Origin of the sequence: Ralstonia sp. A12 (assembly GCF_000801955.1) — a bacterium.
Classification (GTDB): domain Bacteria; phylum Pseudomonadota; class Gammaproteobacteria; order Burkholderiales; family Burkholderiaceae; genus Ralstonia.
Genome location: NZ_JSZO01000006.1, coordinates 48,363 through 68,794, shown reverse-complemented (window position 1 = coordinate 68,794; position 20,432 = coordinate 48,363). Strand labels below are relative to the sequence as shown.

Annotated in this window: 15 protein-coding genes and 1 tRNA gene; 8 read left to right on the top strand and 8 right to left on the bottom strand. The window is 63.9% G+C overall.

The features are described from left to right. Positions 1-52: 52 nt before the first annotated feature. Together argE and mfd are read right to left on the bottom strand one after the other, a co-directional pair. A complete protein-coding gene (argE, locus tag PI87_RS09330; RefSeq protein WP_039597440.1) occupies positions 53-1,255 on the bottom strand; it encodes an acetylornithine deacetylase in 1,203 nt (400 codons plus the stop codon). A gap of 37 nt (positions 1,256-1,292) precedes the next feature. Further along, complete coding sequence (gene mfd, locus PI87_RS09325) at positions 1,293-4,724, bottom strand: transcription-repair coupling factor (protein ID WP_039597439.1); 3,432 nt, start codon at positions 4,722-4,724, stop codon at positions 1,293-1,295. A 158-nt stretch (positions 4,725-4,882) separates the two neighbouring features. Here mfd and ispD point away from each other — a divergent pair, with 158 nt between their 5' ends. Further along, positions 4,883-5,650, top strand: coding sequence for a 2-C-methyl-D-erythritol 4-phosphate cytidylyltransferase (ispD, locus tag PI87_RS09320; protein ID WP_039597438.1), 768 nt, complete (start codon positions 4,883-4,885; stop codon positions 5,648-5,650). Further along, the gene (ispF, locus tag PI87_RS09315; protein ID WP_039597437.1) at positions 5,647-6,153 is read left to right on the top strand and encodes a 2-C-methyl-D-erythritol 2,4-cyclodiphosphate synthase; all 507 of its coding nucleotides are present in this window, start codon (positions 5,647-5,649) and stop codon (positions 6,151-6,153) included. Before ispD ends, ispF begins: the two co-directional genes overlap by 4 nt. Before the next feature lie 74 nt (positions 6,154-6,227). Here ispF and PI87_RS09310 read toward each other — a convergent pair whose 3' ends face one another. The 4 genes from PI87_RS09310 to ompR all read right to left on the bottom strand — a co-directional run bounded on the left by PI87_RS09310 (position 6,228) and on the right by ompR (position 9,752). Next, the gene (locus tag PI87_RS09310; RefSeq protein ID WP_039597436.1) at positions 6,228-6,746 is read right to left on the bottom strand and encodes a carboxymuconolactone decarboxylase family protein; all 519 of its coding nucleotides are present in this window, start codon (positions 6,744-6,746) and stop codon (positions 6,228-6,230) included. Positions 6,747-6,828: 82 nt separating this feature from the next. Continuing rightward, positions 6,829-7,377, bottom strand: a complete 549-nt coding sequence (locus PI87_RS09305) for a peroxiredoxin (RefSeq protein ID WP_039597435.1) — start codon at positions 7,375-7,377, stop codon at positions 6,829-6,831. A 269-nt stretch (positions 7,378-7,646) separates the two neighbouring features. Further along, entirely contained in the window at positions 7,647-9,008 is a 1,362-nt protein-coding gene (locus PI87_RS09300) for an ATP-binding protein (RefSeq protein WP_039597434.1), read from the bottom strand. Between the two features lie 21 nt (positions 9,009-9,029). Further along, entirely contained in the window at positions 9,030-9,752 is a 723-nt protein-coding gene (gene ompR, locus PI87_RS09295; RefSeq protein ID WP_004627064.1) for an osmolarity response regulator transcription factor OmpR, read from the bottom strand. Between the two features lie 120 nt (positions 9,753-9,872). Here ompR and PI87_RS09290 point away from each other — a divergent pair, with 120 nt between their 5' ends. From PI87_RS09290 to PI87_RS09280, 3 genes are all read left to right on the top strand, one after another. Then, entirely contained in the window at positions 9,873-10,403 is a 531-nt protein-coding gene (locus tag PI87_RS09290) for a hypothetical protein (protein WP_232313967.1), read from the top strand. 70 nt (positions 10,404-10,473) lie between these two features. Further along, a complete protein-coding gene (locus tag PI87_RS09285; protein WP_039597432.1) occupies positions 10,474-12,102 on the top strand; it encodes a DUF1800 domain-containing protein in 1,629 nt (542 codons plus the stop codon). A 25-nt stretch (positions 12,103-12,127) separates the two neighbouring features. Beyond that, positions 12,128-13,321: a DUF1501 domain-containing protein gene (locus tag PI87_RS09280; RefSeq protein WP_039597431.1), complete on the top strand. Its 1,194-nt coding sequence runs from the start codon at positions 12,128-12,130 to the stop codon at positions 13,319-13,321. Here the strand turns inward: PI87_RS09280 and hpnD are convergent, their stop codons facing one another. After that, the gene (gene hpnD, locus PI87_RS09275; protein ID WP_039597430.1) at positions 13,322-14,155 is read right to left on the bottom strand and encodes a presqualene diphosphate synthase HpnD; all 834 of its coding nucleotides are present in this window, start codon (positions 14,153-14,155) and stop codon (positions 13,322-13,324) included. It abuts the gene before it with no gap. 208 nt (positions 14,156-14,363) lie between these two features. On the opposite strand from hpnD, the gene PI87_RS09270 reads away from it, so the two are divergent. The 3 genes from PI87_RS09270 (at position 14,364) to PI87_RS09260 (ending at position 18,961) form a co-directional block, all read left to right on the top strand. Then, positions 14,364-15,581 carry an efflux RND transporter periplasmic adaptor subunit gene (locus PI87_RS09270; RefSeq protein ID WP_442965462.1) on the top strand — a complete coding sequence of 406 codons (1,218 nt, stop codon included), beginning with the start codon at positions 14,364-14,366 and terminating at the stop codon, positions 15,579-15,581. Positions 15,582-15,623: 42 nt separating this feature from the next. Then, positions 15,624-18,743, top strand: coding sequence for an efflux RND transporter permease subunit (locus PI87_RS09265; protein ID WP_039597429.1), 3,120 nt, complete (start codon positions 15,624-15,626; stop codon positions 18,741-18,743). Positions 18,744-18,874: 131 nt separating this feature from the next. Then, a tRNA-Leu gene (locus PI87_RS09260) sits at positions 18,875-18,961 on the top strand. Between the two features lie 30 nt (positions 18,962-18,991). Here the strand turns inward: PI87_RS09260 and PI87_RS09255 are convergent. Further along, positions 18,992-20,311, bottom strand: a complete 1,320-nt coding sequence (locus PI87_RS09255) for an MFS transporter (RefSeq protein WP_039597428.1) — start codon at positions 20,309-20,311, stop codon at positions 18,992-18,994. Positions 20,312-20,432 lie beyond the last annotated feature (121 nt).

Genomic DNA, 20,432 nt, shown 5'->3' with positions numbered 1-20,432 from the left:
CCCCCGGTAGGAATGCGCCCCACCAAAAGGTGAGGCGAGTGCAGCACAAAGCTCAGGCGGATGCCGTCTCCACCATCAGGCTACGGGCGACCTTGGCAAGGAAGCGGTCGCAGGCGTCGAGCTGGGCCAGTTCCACGTATTCGTTGGCCTTGTGCGCCTGCTCGATGTTGCCCGGGCCGCACAACACGGCCGGAATGCCGGCGCGCTGGAACAAGCCGGCTTCGGTGCCGTAGGCGACCTTGCGCTTGTCGTTGTCTTCGGTCAGCACGCGCACGAGCTGCGTGATGGCGGCTTGCTCGGAGGCATCGAGCGACGGCGCGGCGGCAATCTCCGCCAACTCGATGCGGGCGTCCGGATGCTCGCGCTGCATGGCGGGCTCGATGGTCTCGCGAACATAGCGCTCCACACGCGTGCGGATGGCGGGGGCATCCACGCCCGGCAGATTGCGGAACTCAAATACGAATTCGCATAGCGCCGGGATGGTGTTGAGCGCAATCCCACCGTTGATCAGCCCCGTGGACGACGTCGTGAACGGCACGTCGAATGCCTCATCAAACGGGCCCTGGGCGCGGAATTCATCGGCCAGATCGCGCACGAAGCAGATGATGCGTGCCGCGTATTCGATGGCGTTCACACCTTGCGGCGTCAGCGACGAATGCGCCGCGCGGCCATGCACGCGGCAGCGGTAAGCGTTGATGCCCTTGTGGGCGACGATGGGGCGCATGGAAGTGGGCTCGCCAACGATGCAGCCGGCCGGCTTGATACCGCGTGCGATCAGGTCTTCGATCATGCGCGGCGCGCCTACGCAGCCGACTTCCTCGTCGTACGACAGCGCCAGATGTACCGGCTCGCGCAGTTTGGCCTGCAGCAGCGACGGCACCAGCGCCAGCGACGAGGCGATGAAGCCCTTCATGTCGCACGTGCCGCGCCCGTACAGCTTGCCGTCGCGCACCTCGGGCGTGAACGGATCGCTGTCCCACTTCTGGCCGTCCACCGGCACCACGTCGGTATGGCCCGACAGGACGATGCCGCCTTGCACGCTGCCGTTTGCTGCCGGAATGGTGGCGAACAGGTTGGCCTTGTTGCGCTCGTCATTGTGCGAGAGATGCGATTCGAGGCCGACGCCGCGCAGGTAGTCGCGCACGGTTTCGATCAGGGCCAGGTTGGAGCCGCGGCTGGTGGTGTCGAAGCTGACGAGCTTGCGGGTCCAGTCGAAGGTGCTGAGGTGGCCGGAGTTGGCAGAGGGGGTGTGCATGATGAATTCCTTCTTATAAGCGACTGATGCTATCCGATCAGCTCAATTGCCGCATGGTGTGGCGGATCGTTTGCGTCAGCGCGGCGAATTCGGCGGGGATGTTCTCGATACGCAGGCGGTCTTGCCCGGCCAGCTTGATCTGCCGGTTCTTCTGCACGAGGTCGATGATCTTGATGGCATCCACAGGCGGGTTCGGCACAAAGTGCAGCGTGACGGCCTCCGTCCCGGTGTCGATCTTGCGGATGCCAAGCGGCACTGCTGCGATGCGCAGGCGGTGCGTCTCGATGAGCGACTGCGCCTGCGGCGGCAGCTTGCCGAAGCGGTCGATCAGCTCTTCCTGGATGTTGTCGATGGTCTCGCCGCTTTCGCAGTTGGCCAGGCGCTTGTAGAGCGACAGGCGTTCCTGCACGTCACCGCAATAGTCCTGCGGCAGCAGGGCCGGCGTGCCGAGGTTGATCTCGGTGGTGGCATGCAGCGGCGCCATCAGATCGGGCTCCTTGCCGGCCTTGAGCGACTTCACCGCCTGGTTGAGCATGTCCGTATAGAGCTGGAAGCCGATCTCGGAGATCTCGCCCGACTGCTTGTCGCCCAGCACCTCGCCGGCGCCGCGGATTTCTAGATCATGCATCGCCAGATAGAAGCCCGAACCCAGTTCTTCCATCTGCTGGATGGCTTCCAGCCGGCGTTGCGCCTGCTTGGTCAGACCGTCCAGATCGTGCGCCAGCAGATAGGCATACGCCTGGTGGTGCGAGCGCCCAACGCGGCCGCGCAACTGGTGCAGCTGCGCCAGGCCGAACTTGTCGGCGCGGTGAATCAGGATCGTGTTGGCGGTCGGCACGTCGATGCCGGTTTCGATGATGGTCGTGCACAGCAGGATGTTGGCGCGCTGGGCCACGAAATCGCGCATCACGCGTTCCAGTTCGCGCTCGTGCATCTGGCCGTGGGCGACCACCACGCGTGCTTCTGGAATCAGCTCTTCCAGCTTGGCGCGCTTGTTCTCGATGGTCTCGACTTCGTTGTGCAGGAAGTAGACCTGGCCACCGCGCTTGAGCTCACGCAAGATGGCTTCGCGCAGCACGCCATCTTCTTCGCGGCGCAGGAAGGTCTTGATGGCCAGCCGCTTCTGCGGCGCGGTGGCAATCACGGAGAAATCGCGTAGGCCTTCCAGCGCCATGCCCAGCGTACGTGGGATCGGCGTGGCCGTCAGCGTAAGCACATCGACCTCGGCGCGCAGCGTCTTGAGCGCTTCCTTCTGGCGCACGCCAAAGCGGTGTTCTTCGTCGATGATGACGAGCCCCAGCCGGTCGAATTTCACATCCGGCGAGAGCAGCTTGTGCGTGCCGATCACGATGTCGATGGTGCCGGCATTGATGGCCTCGATGGCACCGTCGATTTCCTTCTTGTTCTTGAAGCGAGAAATTTCGGCAATGCGCACCGGCCAGTCGGCAAAACGGTCGACCAGTGTCTGGTAGTGCTGTTCCGCCAAGAGCGTCGTCGGCGCGAGGATGGCGACCTGCTTGCCGCCCATCACCGCCACGAAGGCGGCGCGCAGGGCAACTTCCGTCTTGCCGAAGCCGACGTCGCCGCAGACGAGGCGGTCCATCGGCTTGCCGGATGTCATGTCGGCGATGACGGCAGCGATGGCGGCGGCCTGGTCGGGCGTTTCTTCAAAGCCGAAGCTCTCGGCAAACTTGACGTAGTCCTCCGGCGTGAGCGGGAAGGCGAAGCCCTGGCGCAGCGCGCGGCGTGCGTACAGGTTCAGCAACTCGGCCGCCGTATCGCGAATCTGCTGCGCGGCCTTGCGCTTGGCCTTTTCCCATTGGCCGGAACCCAGCGAATGCAGTGGCGCGGTTTCCGGATCGGCGCCCGAGTAGCGCGAGATCACGTGCAGCTGGTGCACCGGCACGTACAGCTTGTTGCCCTTGTCATAGTCGAGGTGGAGGAATTCTTCCTCGCCGTTGCCCATGTCGATGGAGATGAGCCCCTGATAGCGGCCGATGCCATGCTCGCTGTGGACTACCGGGTCACCGATCTTCAGTTCGGCCAGGTCACGCACCATGGCGTCGACGGCGGTGGCCTGTTCCTGCTTGCGGCGGCCGGCACGGCGCGTGGTCTGCGCATACAGCTCCGCCTCGGTGATGATGGCGATGCGTTCGTCGCCGAGGATGAAGCCCTGGTACAGCGGTGCGACGCCCAGCACGAATTTGGCGTCGCCGCTCAGCAGATCGGCATAGTCGGCTACGCCTTCGGGATGCAGACCGCTGGCGGCGAGCATCTGCGCGAGTGTTTCGCGGCGGCCGGCGGATTCGGCGCAGATCATCACGCGGCAGTTGCCGCGCATCAGGAACGATTCGAGATTGACCAGCGGGTCTTCTGCACGCCGGTTGACCGCCACGTTGGGCAGCGGCAGCGAGAGCGGGGCGTCACCAGGCTCGGCGCGCAGCACGAGGCGCGCATGCGGCTTGGCGGCCACGAAGAACGCCTCTTCATCCAGGTACAACGCAGCTGGTTCGAGCAGTGGCCGCTCGCGGTCGTGGCGCATGAAGTTGTAGCGCTGCGTGGTGTCGGCCCAGAAGCGGCGCACCGCGCCTTCAATGTCGCCAACGAAGGCCAGATGCGTAGCGCTCGGCAGGTAGTCGAACAGCGTAGCGGTGTCTTCAAAGAACAGCGGCAGGTAGTACTCGATACCGGCGCTCGGCACGCCGTTGCCGATGTCCTTGTAGATGGGCGAGCGCGTCGGGTCGCCTTCAAACACTTCGCGCCAGCGGCCGCGGAAGGCGGTGCGCGAGGCCTCGTCCATCGGGAATTCACGGCCCGGCAGCAGGCGCACTTCGTTCACGGGGTAGAGGCTGCGCTGCGTGTCGGGGTCGAATGAGCGGATGGTTTCGATTTCGTCGCCGAACAGGTCGAGCCGGTACGGCAGTGGCGAGCCCATCGGGAACAGATCGATCAGGCCGCCGCGTACGGAGTACTCGCCCGGGCGCATGACGGCGCTGACGTGCTCGTAGCCGGCCAGCGTGAATTGCGCCTTGAGCGCCGCCTCATCCAGCTTTTCGCCCTTCTTGAAGAAGAAAGTGTAGGCCGCCAGGAATGATGGCGGTGCCACGCGCTGCAAGGCGGTGGAAGCAGGCACGAGCAGGATGTCGCACGCGCCGTTCTGCAGGTCGTGCAGCGTTGCCAGCCGCTCGGAAATCAAATCCTGGTGCGGCGAGAAGTTGTCGTACGGCAGCGTTTCCCAGTCCGGCAGCAGCTTTACGTGCGCCTGCGGGGCAAACCAGCGCAGTTCTTCGGCCAGGCGCTGGGCATCGACGGCGTTGGCGCAGACGACCGCCAGCATCGGCACGGCGGCGCGATGTTGCTCCAGGTAGCGCGCGAGCAGCAGGGCATCCGCCGCGCCTTGCAGGCCGCTGAAAACAAAGCGCGCGCCCGGTTTGACAGCGGGCAGGGCAGAGAGCGAGAAGTCAGACATGGGGTGTCAGGATCCGTAGACAAAGCACGACACCCCGCCGGCATTTGCAGGCGGGGTGTCGTGACACTGGCCGCTATTATAAAATCCGCGCGAATTACGTGTTGGTGACGGCTCAAAACGTGAGCAAACGCCGAACCAAAGCCCATCTTCCGCATTCCATGTCCGCAAACTCCCGCCCAGGCCGACGCCGTTTTGCGCTGATTCCCTCAGCCGGCACCGGCTCGCGCGCCGGCGGCGATTTGCCCAAGCAATATCAGGCGATCGCCGGACGGCCGATGCTGTGGCATACGGCCCAAGCCTTTCTGGCCAGCCCCGAGATCGATTCCGTCTTGATCGTGACGACGCCGGGCGCGCAGCCGCTCGTGCAGCGCTTTCCCGATGGCGGTTTCGAAGCCCCCAGGCTGGTGGAGGTCGATTGCGGTGGTGATTCGCGGCACGCGTCGGTCACGCATGGGCTGGCTGCGTTGCGCGGGCTGGGTGCGCACGATGACGACTGGGTGCTTGTGCACGACGCCGCGCGTCCGGGCCTGACGCCTGCGCTGATCGCTCGTCTGGTTGCTGCCGTGGAAGCCGAGGGTTCGCAAGCGGTCGGCGGCATTCTTGCGTTGCCGGTAGCCGATACCCTCAAGCGCGCAAACGCCGCGCAGCACATTGACGCCACCGTCCAGCGTGATGGCCTATGGCAAGCGCAAACGCCGCAGATGTTCCCGCTAGGGCTTCTGGAACGTGCGTTGCGTGACGCGCTGGCGCGGCATCGCATCGTCACCGACGAGGCCAGCGCTATCGAGGCCACCGGCCACAAACCGTTGCTGGTGCCCGGTGCGCTGCGCAACTTCAAGGTGACGTATCCCGACGATTTCGCACTCGCCGAGGCCATCCTCGCGCAGGGCGGACAAGACCAACCTCACGAGGCATCGCAAGCATGAACTGGATGGACATTCGCATCGGCCAGGGCTACGACGTACACGCGCTGGTGGAGGGCCGCAAGCTGATCCTCGGCGGCGTGGACATTCCGCACACGCGTGGGCTGCTCGGCCATTCCGACGCCGATGCGCTGCTGCATGCGATTACCGACGCGCTGTTCGGCGCCGCGGGCCTGGGCGACATCGGCCGGCATTTTCCCGATACCGATCCGGCCTTTGCCGGTGCCGACAGCCGCGTGCTGCTGCGCGAAGCGGTGCAACGTGTGCGCAAGGCGGGCTATGCAGTGGGCAACGTTGATGCCACGGTCATCGCGCAAAAGCCAAAGCTTGCCCCTCATGTGCCGGGCATGGTCGCCAACCTGGCAGAAGACCTTGGCATCGCGCCGGAGCGCTGCAACGTCAAGGCCAAGACAAATGAGAAGCTCGGCTTCGAAGGCAAGGAAGAGGGTATCGTCGCGCAGGCTGTGGTGCTGATCTATCGCGCGGAAGCCGCTGATCAAGACTGAAGCACGGCCCCACAGAAAGCAACGGCAGCCCGGATGGTTCCGCGCTGCCGTTTTCGTTGGCGGCGCGTGATCACCTATTCGACGGCAATCACGATGGCCGCTGCGTTGATGACCGCTGCGATGCGCCCCACGTCACGCAACTGCTGCGTGGTCATGCCGAACTCCCTGAGCAGCTTGTAGTGCGAGCTGACGCAAAAGTGGCATTTGCCGACAATGGATGCGGCCAGTGCATACATCTCGAAGCGGCGCTTGTCGATGCCGCCATGGCCGGCATAGGCGTTCATGCGCAATTCGGCGCGTTGCGTTTTCAGGTCATCATCGTCGGCCATCTCAACAAACGGATACCACGTGTTGTTCATGCCCATCAGCGCTGCGGCCGTGAGCACGCCGGCGGTCTCTTCGGGCGACAGCACGCCGGCACCGCGGATGATCTCGACCAGTACCTTGCTCTTGGCAGCAAAGGCTGCCGCCAGCGCCACGCCCACCGCATCGGTGACTTCAAGCGAAGACCGCGCGATCGTGCCGTCCATGTTCAGGCGGATGTCTTTGGCGTAGTCGGGGATACGCCCCTTAATCGTCTGCAGGAATTCCATCGACTCTCCTATCGCCCAGCGCTGAAAAGCTCGCAGCGGGCGGGCTTGGCGCGCGGTGTGAGTCCACCGAAGCAGGAGGCGGTTACAGCGTGGCGCCGCCGATTGCGCGGTTGCACGGGCATAGTTCGTCGGTCTGCAGGCCGTCGAGAATGCGCAGGACTTCATCCGGGTTGCGGCCTACGTTCAGGTTATTCACCGACACGTGCTGGATCACGTTGTCCGGGTCGACGATAAACGTTGCGCGCAATGCAACCCCGGCCTCATGTTCACGCACGCCGAGCTGGTCGACCAGCGCGCCCGTTGTGTCGGCAAAGGACCACTGGTTGAGTTTGTCGAGGTCTTTGTGCTCGCGGCGCCATGCGAGCTTGACGAATTCGTTGTCGGTCGAGCCGCCGAGCACGATGGTGTCGCGGTCTTCAAAATCGTCATTGAGTTTGGCAAAGGCGACGATCTCAGTCGGGCAGACGAAGGTGAAATCCTTCGGATAGAAGTAGATGACTTTCCACTTGCCCGGGAACGAGGTCTCGGTGATGTCTTCGAACGCCGACTGGCCGTTTTCCTCGTGATGATTGAACCCCGGCTTGACGCCGACGACCTTGAATGGCTCGAGCTTGTCACCAATGGTCTTCATGAGCTTCTCCCGAAGTTGTGAGGCGGTGGGAACAGCGCTTGCACAAGCACAGACTCGCCGCCCGTCCAGCAAGGAGGGAGGAGGAGCGGAGCGGCGAAGAACGCAATTGCGGCGGATGCGCAGCCTGGCGGCTGCAGTATGGTCGACGATGTTGAAACCGGCTAATTGATTGTCTCAACGTCGGCCATAGCCGATGGGCGCGCTAGTTCGAACGTAGTCGCCGCAAATGACAGCCGTGAGGAGCAGAGGATGTGCCTGAGCGGCACAGATCAGGTGCGCGTGTAGCAGGCGCTGACGACCAGCCCGGTTTCCGGTGGCGTGCGGTTCTCAAGCACCAGCCGGCCACCGCTGCGCTGCAGGATGCGATTGACGATCGACATGCCGAGCCCAGCGCCCTTGGCTTCGCTGCGTGCCGATTCAAGCCGATAGAACGGGCGCGTGAGTAGCGCCAATTGATCGGTCGGCACGCCGGCGCCGCGATCGGCTACGCACAGTACGACCTCGTTGTTTTGCAGCAGGGTGCTGACCGTGATGTCGGCGCGGCCAGTGCTGGGCGTTTTGCCGTAGCGGCGCGCGTTTTCGATCAGGTTGTCGAGAATGCGCTGCGTCTCCATGCGATTGCAGCGGGCAATGGCTTCCGGCGCGAGCTTGAGCGTGAGGTCGATGTCGTCGTGCGCTGAATACACCGGTGCCGTATCGCGCACCAGCTCGGTCAGATCCACGTCTTCCTGCATCTCGCTGGAAGGGCGCGCGTAATCGAGGAACTGGCCAATGATGGCGTCCATTTGCTCGATGTCGGCCACCATCAGTTCGCGCGTTTGCTCGTCGACCGGGCTCATCTCGGTTTCCAGGCGCAGACGCGTGAGCGGGGTGCGCAGGTCGTGCGAGATGCCAGCCAGCATGACGGCGCGGTCGGCCTCGAGTTGCTTGAGGTCGCGCACCATCTGATTGAAGCTGTGATTTGCCTGCGCCACTTCCGTGCCGCCGCCCTCGGGCAGCGACTTTGGGTCGTCCCCCGCGCTGATGGCCCGTGCCGTGTCGGCCAGGCGCTTGAGCGGCTGGTTCACCCGCGAGGTGATGAAAGCCGCGCCCAGCACCGAAAGCACCAGTGCCGCCATTGACCACCACAGCCACTGCAGCCCCGGCACGTGCTCGAAACGATCCGGGCTGATGGCGACCCAGTAGTCGTCGCCTTCGATCTGGAAGCTGACCCACACGCCCGGGATGTCGTTGACCGCAGTGGCGATCACCGTTTCGGCACCCAGCCGGTTGCGGATCTCCTGCTGGACGAGCTGCGTCAGGTAGGGGTTGGTGTGCGGCTCGCGGTACTCATCTTCCTTCTCGCGCGGGTAGACCTTGATGCCTTCGTTCTGCACGAGGTCCAGCAGCAGGAAGCGCCGCCGTGCCGGGTCGGAATACAGCAGCGCCGCCCGCGTGAGCTTGACCACGCTGACCACCTGCATGGCGATCTGCTGCGCGCGCGGTTCGCGCTCGAAAATGCGGAAGCTCTGGAACCAGACACCCAGCGAGATCGCAATCAGCAGGGCGATCAGCATGAAGGTTCGCCAGAACAGCGAACCAAACACACTGATCAATAGACGCCGCAACGCGGCCGGACGCGGAATGCGCAAGTCGGATGCGGGTAGGAAGGGTTACTTGGCGCCGTCGGGAATGAACACGTAGCCCAGGCCCCAGACCGTCTGGATGAAGCGCGGGTTACTGGCGTCGGGCTCGATCAGCTTGCGCAGGCGGGAGATCTGCACGTCCAGGCTGCGGTCGAAGACTTCGTATTCGCGGCCGCGCGCCATTTCCATCAGCTTTTCGCGCGATAGGGGTTGGCGCGGATGGCGCGCAAACACCTTGAGCACGGAGAATTCGCCCGTTGTGAGCGTGATCTCTTCGTCGTTCTTCTTGAGCGTGCGTGTGGCAAGGTTCAGCACGAAATCGCCAAAGGCGAAGGTTTCGGGCGTTTCCGACGGCGCACCGGGAATCTCGGCCGGGCCACGGCGGCGCAGCACGGCGTGAATGCGTGCGATCAGCTCGCGCGGGTTGAAGGGCTTGGGCAGATAGTCATCGGCGCCCATTTCGAGGCCGACGATGCGATCGACGTCCTCGCCCTTGGCGGTGAGCATGATAATAGGCGTCTGATCGTTTGCGCCACGCAGGCGCCGGCAGATCGACAGACCATCTTCGCCCGGCATCATGAGGTCGAGTACGAGCAGGTCGAAACGCTCGCGCAGCCAGAGTTTGTTCATGGCCGTGGCGTTTTCTGCCACCAGCACGGTGAAGCCCTGTTCCCCGAGGTAACGGCGCAGCAAGTCGCGCAGGCGGGGATCGTCGTCGACGACGAGAATCTTTTGACCAGAATTTTCCATGGCGCTAATGGTAACGACAAAAACAGCGGCTCGAGGCGCGGTAGAACCCCAATTGAAACAGACAGTTACATTATTTACCGGGTCGCGCGAACAGTCTGTAGGACGCACGGCTACACTGCCTTGGCGGTTCCTCAGTTGGGGTCAAAACGTGTTGACCCCCGCAAAGGGGGCTGGCGTGCAATGCGGTTGCCTGATATCGATTGTCGCGCAATGATGCATGGCGCATCGGTTTCCAGCAACATGGACGTGGCTTCTCTCTCTCTTTTGACGGATCGATCAGCAAGTTTCCGGCGGCGCTTGGCGCTGACGGTGTGTGCTGCCGCCCTGTGCCTGGCGTATCTGCCTGCACAGGCGCGTGGGCCGCACAATGCGCCCCCCAGCGGTTTTGGTGGCGGAAACGGGTTCGGCCGATTCAATGGCGGTGGCTTCTTCGAGGCCGCCGCGCCGCACAAGGGCGGGAATTCTGGCGCAGCACGCGGCAACGAGGCGGATGAACGCCGTCGCCGCGCCGCCGCCATGGAAAACCGCCGGGCCGAGAACGAAGGCAGGTCAGGGCCACCCCCGCAGCGCAAGCTGTCACCCGAGGAACGCAAGCAGTTGCGTCAGAACATCTATGACGTCACGCGGGACATCTACCACCGTGGCGGCTAGGTAGGGGCCGAGGAACGGCGCACAGTCGCTGCCCCGGCAGAAGGCATCAGGGTCGACTCGGGGGACCGACATGCAAGTTCGTGGCACGATTTTCTTGGCGCTGGCAGCCGCTGGCGTCCTTTCACTTCAACCCGCGCAGGCGGCGACGCAGGACAAGCCGCATCACCACAGCGCGCATGCCAAGGCACCCGCTGCCGACGAGCAGCGTCTGGATCGCGAAGACGCGCGCTATTTCCTCACCCGCATCGGCTTCTCACCCTCTGAGAGCGAACTCGACGCCTATGCCGGGCTGACCCACCGCGAAGCCATCGACCGCGTACTGGCGCAGACCGGCAACGTCGCCACGCAGCCGCCGCCGGCGTGGGTCAATGAGCCGATCATCCCCTACAACAAGCTGCCGGACGAAGACGCCCGCAAGGCTGCGCGTCAGAAGAACGCTGCCCACGAGCTGGAACTGCGAGCCTGGTGGATGGGCGAGATGATCAAGACGCCGTCGCCGCTGACGGAGCGCATGACGCTGTTCTGGCACAACCACTTCGTATCCAGCTCGCAGAAGGTGCCGTTTGCGCAGTTGATGTATCGGCAGAACGTGCTGCTGCGCCAAGACGCGGTCGGCAACTTCGGCGCGATGTTGCACGCCATCGGCAAGGACCCGGCGATGCTGATCTACCTGGATGGCGCGGAGAGCCGTAAGGGCAAGCCCAACGAGAATTTCGCACGCGAGGTGATGGAGCTCTTCACGCTGGGCGAAGGCCATTACACCGAGCAGGACATCAAGGAAGCCGCGCGCGCCTACACGGGTTGGAGCATCGACCGCGAGCACGATTTTTCGTATATCTGGCGTCCGCAGATTCACGACACCGGTGTGAAGACGGTGTTTGGCCAGAGCGGCGACTACGACGGCGACCAGATGCTCGACATCCTGCTGTCTCGCCCCGAGACGGCCACGTTCATCGTCACCAAGCTGTGGCGCGAGTTTGTTTCGCCTGACCCGGATGCGGCGCAGGTGCAGCGCGTAGCCGACGCATTCCGCTCAAGTGGTTACGACATCAAAGTTGCCCTGCGGGAGTTGTTCATGACGCAGGCGTTCTGGGCGCCGCAGACGCGCGCGACGCTGGTGAAATCGCCGGTGGAAATGATTGTCGGCACGCTCAAGCAATTTAACGTGCAGTACTCCGACCCGACGCCGTTCGCGATCAAGTCTGCGCAGCTTGGGCAGAACCTGCTGGCCCCGCCCAACGTGAAGGGTTGGCCCGGCGGCGATGCGTGGATCAACTCGACCACGCTGCTGGGGCGCAAGCAGTTTCTCGATCAGCTGTTCCGTTCGACCGAGATGAAGGCGCCGTCGCAGCAGGCCGGACAACAAAAGCCCGAGCAGAAGCCCGGCATGATGGTGGCCGCCATGCGTGCGGATCTGAAGGAAGGCGGCACAGTGCAGGGTCTGGGACAGGCGCTCAAGGGCATGGGCCAGGAAGGCCGCTTCAAACTGGCGCAGTCGCAGACCATGGTGTCATTCAACTCCGCCAAATGGCTGGCGCAGTTCGGGGCGGATGGGGATGACCCGCCGCAGCTTGGGCCTCGCATTTCGATCCAGCGCGCTGTGCTACCGATCGAGCCCACCGCGCCCATTCCCGTCAAGCTGGCTGGTACCGCTTACCTGCGCACGCTGATGATGGACCCCGCCTACCAATTGAAGTAACGCCATCTCTGCAGGAGCACACATCATGGAACGTCGCGACTTTCTGAAGGCTGGCGCCATGCTTGGCATTGGTGGGGCCGCATCTGGCATCCCAGGCGTTGTCTTTGCGCAGGGGCAGGACAAACGTAAGGGCTACGGCAATCTGCTGATCCTCATTGAGCTCAAGGGCGGCAACGATGGCCTGAACACCGTCGTGCCGTACACCAGCGCGCAGTATTACGCGCTGCGCCCGCGCATTGCCATCAAGCGTGAGCAGGTGCTGCAACTGGATGACCGTTATGGCCTGCATCCGTCTCTGCAGGCGATGATGCCGCTGTGGCAGGCGGGTGAGCTGTCGGTGGTGCAGGGGCTGTCGTATCCGCAGCCGAATCTCTCGCACTTCCGTTCGATCGAGATCTGGGACACGGCTTCGCGCTCGGATCAATACCTGCGCGAGGGCTGGCTGACGCGTGCGTTTGCTGCGCGGCCGGTGCCGGCATCGTTCGGTGCGGATGGCGTGATCATCGGTACGGCGGATCTCGGCCCGCTCGACGGCGGCTCTCGCGCGGTGGCGCTTGCCAATCCCGACGCCTTCCTCAACGAGGCCAAGCTGGCGATGCCGTCTCATGCCATGGGCAATGCCACGCTTGAGCACGTGCTGAAGGTCGAGGCAGACATCGTCAAGGCTGCCGACGGGTTGCGTCCGAAGGCGGGCAAGTTTGCGTTCCAGACGCACTTTCCGGACGGCGGCTTCGGCAATTCGATCAAGGCTGCGATGCAGGTGGTGGCTGCGCCCGGGCATGGCGGCGCCGATGTGGCCGTGGTGTGCCTGTCACTGGGCAGCTTCGATACGCATACCAACCAGCAAGGCACGCAGGCGAACCTGTTGAAGCAGTTGGGTGAGGGCATTGCCTCGCTCAAGAGCGCGCTCACGGAACTGGGCCGCTGGAATGACACGTTGATCGTCACGTATTCCGAGTTCGGCCGCCGCCCGCGCGAGAACCTGAACAACGGCACGGACCATGGCACGGCAGCCGCGCATTTCGTGGCGGGTGGTCGTGTGAAGGGGGGGCTGGCCGGGCAGGGGCCGGTGCTGGAACGCTTGGACGGCGGCGGCAATCTCGACCCGTCGGTCGATTTCCGCTCGCTCTACGCGACGGTGCTGGAGCGTTGGTGGGGCATGGATTCGCAGCAGGTGCTTGCCGGCCGGTTTGCACCGCTGGATCTCATCAAGACCTGATCAACTGCGAATCTGTGTCTTCCACGCCAGCCAAAGCTTGCGCAGCGGTGTGAGGTCGGTGCGCTGCGTGAGCACCTGGAAGCCGTCGGCCTCCACTTCGTCGAGCAGCCGCATGGCCAGCACGCCGCGGATCAGCGCTGAGCGCTGGGCGCGGCGGTCTTCGGCCGGCAAGGCGGCCAGCGCCTCTTTGTAGGTCGTGCGGGCACGTTCGGCCTGGAACGTCATCAGCGGCTTGAAGCCGTCTGCATAACGGCGGTTGAACAGATCGGCTGCGGGCACATTGAAGCGCTGCAGTTCATCCACGGGGACGTAGACGCGGTTGTGGCGTACGTCCTCACCCAGGTTGCGGATGAAGTGGACCAGTTGTTCGGCCAGTGACAACAGCCGCGCGAACTCCAGTGTGCGCGCATGCGTGTGGCCGGCAATGCGTGCAGCCAATCGGCCCGCCACGCCCGCCACCTGATCGCCGTGCCGGCGCAGGTTGGGCCAGTCCAGATAACGGTTTTGCATGGCATCGGCTTCTACGCCGGCCAGCAGTTCGCCCAAGTGCACCGCGCCAATGTCATAGGCGGATAGATGCGGTTGCAGTGCCTTGGTGGCGGGGTGATCGGGGCGGCCGTCAAATAGCCTCGCGAGCTCTTGGCGCCACCATTGCAGCTTCGACTGCACAACGGTCGGGTCGGTGGCATCGCGCACGGCGTCTTCCAGTTCACGGCGTACGGCTTCCAGTGCGATGGTCGCGCGACGGCGCTCGGGCGTCAGAAACAATACGCTGTAGTACAGATCGCTGCCGGGCGGGGCGGCCTTGTCGGCGCAGTAATCGTCGGGGGTCACGGAAGGGGTCGTCGCGGTGGGTGCGCTGTGGGGACGCAGTGGACAATTCAAGCAGGGCGGCCATTCTACATGGCGTTGCAGTGCAGCATATCGAAGGCCGCCGCAGGACGCCCAGCAACAAAAGTCAATCAGACCACGCCGTGTCGTTGACCCTGCGCATTGCCGTGGGTATATTACTGACCGGTCAGTTATTTACTGAGAGCGTGTCATGCCCGCCGTGCCTGCGATGTATCCGTCGTACCCGCATTCCGACTCCACCAGTTCCTCCGACACGCTTACGCTGTTGCGAGGGCGCTCTTGGTCTCTGGCCGTATCGACGGTCTTGCTGACCGGCGCGGCGCTGCTGGCTGGCTGTAGCAAAGAGCAGCCCAAAGCGCCCGAGGTTCGCCCCGTGCGCACGATGACAGTGACAACCGAGCAGGGCGCAGGCACAGCAGAGTTCTCCGGCGACGTGCGCCCGCGCATTGAGTCGCGCCTCGGCTTTCGTGTGCCGGGCAAGATCACCGCGCGGCTGGTCGACGTAGGCGCCACGGTAAAGAAGGGCCAAGTCCTGGCGCGCCTCGACCCGACGGATCTGGCGCTGGCGCAGCAATCGGCTCAGGCCCAGTTGTCTGGCGCAAAGACCGACCGCGATCTGGCCGCCGCCGACCTCAAACGTTATTCCGAACTGTTCGCCAAAGGCTTCATCAGCGCCGCCGAGCAGCAACGCCATCAAGCCAACTATGACGGCGCTCAGGCCCGCTACGAGCAAGCCACGGCAGGCTATCGCAATCAAGCCAACCAGGCCGCCTATGCCACGCTCGAAGCGGATGCCGATGGCGTAGTGACGGGCGTCGATGCCGAAGTCGGGCAGGTGGTATCCGCCGGCCAGCCCGTTGTGCGCGTGGCGCAGACGGCCGAGAAGGAAGTCGTGGTCGGCATTCCCGAAGACCAAGTGGACACGCTGCGCAAATCGCCCGACGTGAGCGTCAAGTTGTGGGCGGATCAGTCACGCAGCATTCCTGGCAAGGTGCGCGAGATTGCGCCGGCTGCCGACCCGCTCACACGCACGTACACCGTGAAGATTTCGGTACCGAACCCGCCGCCTGAGCTGAAGTTGGGCATGACGGCCGTGGCTCGGTTCGTGCGCCCCGGCGGGGGTGCAGACAGCGGCGGCATGGGCGTGCGCGTGCCGATCAGTGCGCTGCTGCAGGAGCAGGGCAAGAACGTGGTGTGGCTGTATGACGCCGCATCGCAAACGGTCAAGCCTGTGCCGGTGACGGTGGGCGAGCCGCGCGACAACGTGCTGCTGGTTACCAGCGGCCTTGCGCCCGGCCAGACTATCGTGACCGCTGGCGTGCATCTGCTCAAGGCCGGTCAGAAAGTGATGCCGATGGCCCCGGCGGATCAGCCGTCGGCCCAGTCCGCCATCACTCCGCGCCGGTAAACCACAGCCGGCTTCTGCCCAAACACGCCAACCTTTGCGCGCATGGAACATTCCCGTTTCAATCTGTCACGCTGGGCGCTCGAACACCAGCCACTGACCCGCTTCCTGCTGGTGGCTTTGCTGCTTGGCGGCATCTTTGCGTATTCCAAGCTGGGGCAGGATGAAGACCCGCCCTTCACCTTCCGCGCGATGGTGGTGCAGGCCTTCTGGCCCGGCGCCACGGCCGAGCAGATGTCGCGTCAGGTGACCGACAAGATCGAAAAGGCGCTGCAGGAAGTGCCGTACGCCTGGAAGATCCGCAGCTACTCCAAGCCGGGCGAGACGCTGGTCACGTTCCAGTTGGCCGACACGTCGCCCGCCAAGGACACTCAACAGCTCTGGTACACAGTGCGCAAGAAGGTGGGAGACATCGCGCCAACGTTGCCGCAGGGTGTGCGCGGGCCGTTCTTCAATGATGACTTCGGCGATGTGTATGGCTCGATCTACGCGCTGTCCGCCGATGGCTTCACCTACCGCCAGCTCAACGACTACGCTGATTCCATCCGGCAGCAACTGCTGCGCGTGCCCAATGTCGCCAAGGTTGAGCTGCTGGGCGATCAGGACGAGAAGATCTACATCGAGTTTCAGCAGGCCAAGCTGGCGCAGATGGGGCTGGACATCAACAGCATCGCCACGCAGATCGGCCAGCAGAACAACATCGGCCCCAGCGGCGTGCTGGTAACGCCTAGTGACAACGTGCAGATTCGCCTGTCGGGCCAGTTCTCGGACATCCGTGATCTGGAGAACCTGACGCTGCGTGGCCCTGGCGGCACGACCAACATTCGCCTTGGCGACATCGCTTCCGTCAAGCACGGCTACATTGATCCGCCGCACGCCAAGATGCGCTACAACGGCAAGGAAGTCATCGGCCTGGGCATCTCGATGACCAAGGGCGGCGACATCATCCAGCTCGGCAAGGACCTGCGCGCGACGGTCGACAAGATCCACGCCAAGCTGCCGATGGGCATCGAGATGGAGCAGGTGCAGAACCAGCCAAAGTCGGTGCAGAACTCGGTGGGGGAGTTCGTGCACGTGCTGATCGAGGCCGTGGTGATCGTGCTGGCGGTGAGCTTCCTGTCGCTCGGTCTGCATACCAAGCCGAAGCTGCGCATCGACGTGTGGCCCGGTCTGGTAGTGGGCCTGACGATCCCGCTGGTGCTGGCGGTGACGTTCCTGTTCATGAACATCTTCGACATCGGCCTGCACAAGATTTCATTGGGCGCGCTGATCATCGCGCTGGGCCTGCTGGTGGACGACGCGATCATCGCGGTCGAGATGATGGTGCGCAAGCTGGAAGAGGGCTTCTCCAAGATGGAAGCCGCCACCTTTGCGTACAGCTCCACCGCCATGCCGATGCTGACTGGCACGCTCATCACCGCTACAGGCTTCTTGCCGGTGGGGCTGGCGCGCTCGACAGTGGGTGAGTACACCTTCGGCATTTTTGCGGTGACGGCGCTGGCGCTGGTGTTGTCGTGGTTTGCGGCGGTGGTGTTTGTGCCGTATCTCGGTTTCCTGCTGTTGCGCACCAAATCGCACGTGGGCGACGGCGGCCATCACGAGCTGTTCGACACGCCGTTCTACACCCGCTTCCGCGGCTGGGTGAACTGGTGCGTGGAGTACCGCAAGACGGTGATCGTTATCACGCTGGTGACGTTCGGCCTGGGCGTGTTCGGGTTCAAATACATCGAGAAGCAGTTCTTCCCCGATTCCAGCCGGCCCGAGCTGATGGTGGAGTTGTGGCTGCCCGAAGGCAGCAGCTTCAACCAGACCGAAGCCGAGGCCAAGCGCTTCGAGGCGCTGATGCGCAAGGAACAGAACGTCGACAGCGTGACGCTGTTCATCGGCTCCGGCGCGCCGCGCTTCTATCTTCCGCTGGACCAGATCCTGCCGCAGACCAATGTTGCCCAGGCCATCGTGATGCCGACTTCGCTGGAGACGCGAGAAGGCGTTCGGCAGCGCGTCATCGGGTTGCTGAAATCGCAATTCCCGCATCTGCGCGGCCGCGTGAAGCTGCTGCCGAACGGGCCGCCGGTGCCGTATCCGGTGCAGTTCCGTGTGATGGGTCCGGACATCGGTGGCGTGCGCAAGATTGCTGACCAGGTCAAGGCCATCATGACCGCCAACCCGAACACGGTGGGCGTGAACGACAACTGGAACGAGAACGTCAAGGTGCTGCGCCTGGACATCGACCAGGACAAGGCGCGCGCGCTGGGCGTGTCGACGGGCTCGATCTCGCAGGTGACGCAGACGGTGATGTCCGGCGCGCCCATCGCCCAGTACCGTGACGGCGACAAGCTGCTCGACATCGTCATGCGTCCGCAGGAAGACGAGCGCAACACGCTCGACGCGTTGCAGAAGGTGCAGGTGCCGACGGCCAGCGGTCGCGTGGTGCCGCTTACGCAGGTGGCCCGTGTGGGCTTTGCGTGGGAGCCCGGTGTGATCTGGCGCGAGAACCGCGACTACGGAATCACCGTGCAGTCGGATGTGGTGGACGGCGTGCAGGGCCCGACCGTGACGGCGCAGATCAATCCGCTGCTCGACAAGATTCGCGCGGACCTGCCGCCGGACTACCAGATCAAGATTGCCGGCGCGGAAGAGGAGAGCGCCAACGCGGGTGCATCCATCGCCGCGCAGATGCCGCTGTGTATCTTCATCATCTTCCTGTTGCTGATGCTCCAGCTGCACAGCTTCTCGCGCTCGGTGATGGTGTTCCTGACCGGCCCGCTGGGGTTGATCGGTGCGGCGGCCACGCTGTTGCTGCTGCGCGCGCCGATGGGCTTCGTGGCGCAGCTCGGCATCACCGCGCTGATCGGGATGATCATCCGTAACTCGGTCATTCTGGTGGACCAGATCGAGCAGGACGTGGCGGCTGGTGTGCCCACCTGGACGGCCATTGTCGAGGCGGCCGTGCGGCGCTTCCGCCCCATCATCCTGACGGCGGCTGCGGCGGTGCTGGCGATGATTCCGCTGTCGCGCAGCGTGTTCTGGGGCCCGATGGCTGCAGCCATCATGGGCGGCCTGATTATCGCGACGGTGCTGACGCTGCTGTTCCTACCGGCGCTGTATGCGGCGTGGTTCCGCGTCAAGCGGCCCGAAGCTGAGGCGACTGCACCGACTGCCTGACGGGGGCGAGGGAGGGGACTCGAACCCCTCCTCCATGCCGATTAGGGCGGGGGATGGAAACCCCCGAACGACTGCGATATAATCGCGGGCTTCCTTTCCGGCGCCCCTCAACGGGCGCCGCGATCCATCCAGCGAGGGTGGCGAAATTGGTAGACGCACCAGGTTTAGGTCCTGACGCCAGCAATGGTGTAGGGGTTCGAGTCCCCTCCCTCGCACCACTTACCTCGTCCCGAGGTTCTCTTCAGCGCTTACGCGTCGGGCGTCCCCAGCGCTTGGTTGACCCGCAGCGCCACCAGCGTACCCACCACACCTGACAACAGATACACGCTGACGGCTCCGAGCCCGAACAGCGACGATAGCCCCAGCGCCACCAGCGGCGCGAATGCTGCGCCAAACAGCCAGCCGAAGTCGGTGGTCAGGGCGGCGCCGGTATAGCGGAACCGGGTCTCGAAATTCGATGTCACCACGCCAGCCGCCTGGCCATACGACAGCCCCAGCAGACCGAAGCCCACCAGGATAAAGATGTCCTGCCCCACGGCACCGCCGTCGAGCAGCCACGGTGCGGCCAGACTGAAGATGCCAATCAGCACGGCCATGACCGCCAGGGTGGTACGCCGGCCGATGCGGTCTGCGATCAAGCCCGAAACCAGCGTGCTCACGAACGCGATCACGGCGCCGATGATCTGAACGGTCAGCACCGCAGACACACTCTGTGTCTTGCGCAACGACACCCATGACAGCGGGAACACCGTAACCAGGTGGAACAACGCGTAGCTGGCCAGCGCCGCAAAGGCCCCCAGGAAGATGTTGAAACCCTGGGCGTTGACCATCTGCAGGGTGCTAATTGGTTCCAGCTCGCCTTCCTCCAGCAGTTGCGTGTATTCGTGCGTGACGACCAGCCGCAGCCGCGCAAACAGCGCCACCACGTTGATGGCAAAGGCGACGTAGAACGGATAGCGCCAGCCCCAGTCGATGAATTCCTGGAAGGTCAGGCTGGAGTAGAGGAACAGGAACAGCGCGCCCGCAATGATGAAACCGGTGGGCGCGCCCAGTTGCCCCAGCATCGCGTACCAGCCGCGCTTGTTCTCGGGTGCATTCAACGCCAGCAGCGATGGCAGGCCATCCCACGAACCGCCAAACGCGATGCCCTGCATGAAGCGGAAGAGCGCCAGCAGATAAATCGCCGAATGACCAATCGACGCGTACGGCGGCAGGAATGCGATGCCCACCGTGGCCGTGCCCAGCAGAAACAATGACGCGGTCAGCTTGGTGCTGCGCCCCCATCGGCGCTGGATGCGCATGAACAGTGCGGTGCCGAATGGGCGCCCGATGAAGGCGAAAGAAAAGACGGTAAAGCTGAACAGCAGCCCGGCCAGTTCACCGGCAAACGGAAAGTAGACGGTAGGGAAAACGAGCACCGAGGCGATGCCGTACACGAAGAAGTCGAAGTACTCCGACGCGCGCCCGATCACCACGCCTGTGGCGATCTCCGCGGGTGCCACTTCATGATGCCCTGGCGCGGGCGGTGCAGTTGGCGACGCGCGATGTTGATGGGTCAGGCTGGCCATCGTGGAGTCTCCGTCGAGAGCAGGAGGGATGTCGTACAGCACTTAAAGTCCGGCAATGACCAGAATAGGCGCCTAAACTGCAACGGCAAATCGAAAGTTCGCTGGGCCGTCCCAGCGCGAC

What these genes read in the sequence shown, in the direction of transcription:
- argE (WP_039597440.1), bottom strand. Translation starts at nt 1,255, where the DNA reads ATGCACACCCCCTCTGCCAACTCCGGCCACCTCAGCACCTTCGACTGG.
- mfd (WP_039597439.1), bottom strand. Translation starts at nt 4,724, where the DNA reads ATGTCTGACTTCTCGCTCTCTGCCCTGCCCGCTGTCAAACCGGGCGCG.
- ispD (WP_039597438.1), top strand. Translation starts at nt 4,883, where the DNA reads ATGTCCGCAAACTCCCGCCCAGGCCGACGCCGTTTTGCGCTGATTCCC.
- ispF (WP_039597437.1), top strand. Translation starts at nt 5,647, where the DNA reads ATGAACTGGATGGACATTCGCATCGGCCAGGGCTACGACGTACACGCG.
- PI87_RS09310 (WP_039597436.1), bottom strand. Translation starts at nt 6,746, where the DNA reads ATGGAATTCCTGCAGACGATTAAGGGGCGTATCCCCGACTACGCCAAA.
- PI87_RS09305 (WP_039597435.1), bottom strand. Translation starts at nt 7,377, where the DNA reads ATGAAGACCATTGGTGACAAGCTCGAGCCATTCAAGGTCGTCGGCGTC.
- ompR (WP_004627064.1), bottom strand. Translation starts at nt 9,752, where the DNA reads ATGGAAAATTCTGGTCAAAAGATTCTCGTCGTCGACGACGATCCCCGC.
- PI87_RS09285 (WP_039597432.1), top strand. Translation starts at nt 10,474, where the DNA reads ATGCAAGTTCGTGGCACGATTTTCTTGGCGCTGGCAGCCGCTGGCGTC.
- PI87_RS09280 (WP_039597431.1), top strand. Translation starts at nt 12,128, where the DNA reads ATGGAACGTCGCGACTTTCTGAAGGCTGGCGCCATGCTTGGCATTGGT.
- PI87_RS09270 (WP_442965462.1), top strand. Translation starts at nt 14,364, where the DNA reads ATGCCCGCCGTGCCTGCGATGTATCCGTCGTACCCGCATTCCGACTCC.
- PI87_RS09265 (WP_039597429.1), top strand. Translation starts at nt 15,624, where the DNA reads ATGGAACATTCCCGTTTCAATCTGTCACGCTGGGCGCTCGAACACCAG.
- PI87_RS09255 (WP_039597428.1), bottom strand. Translation starts at nt 20,311, where the DNA reads ATGGCCAGCCTGACCCATCAACATCGCGCGTCGCCAACTGCACCGCCC.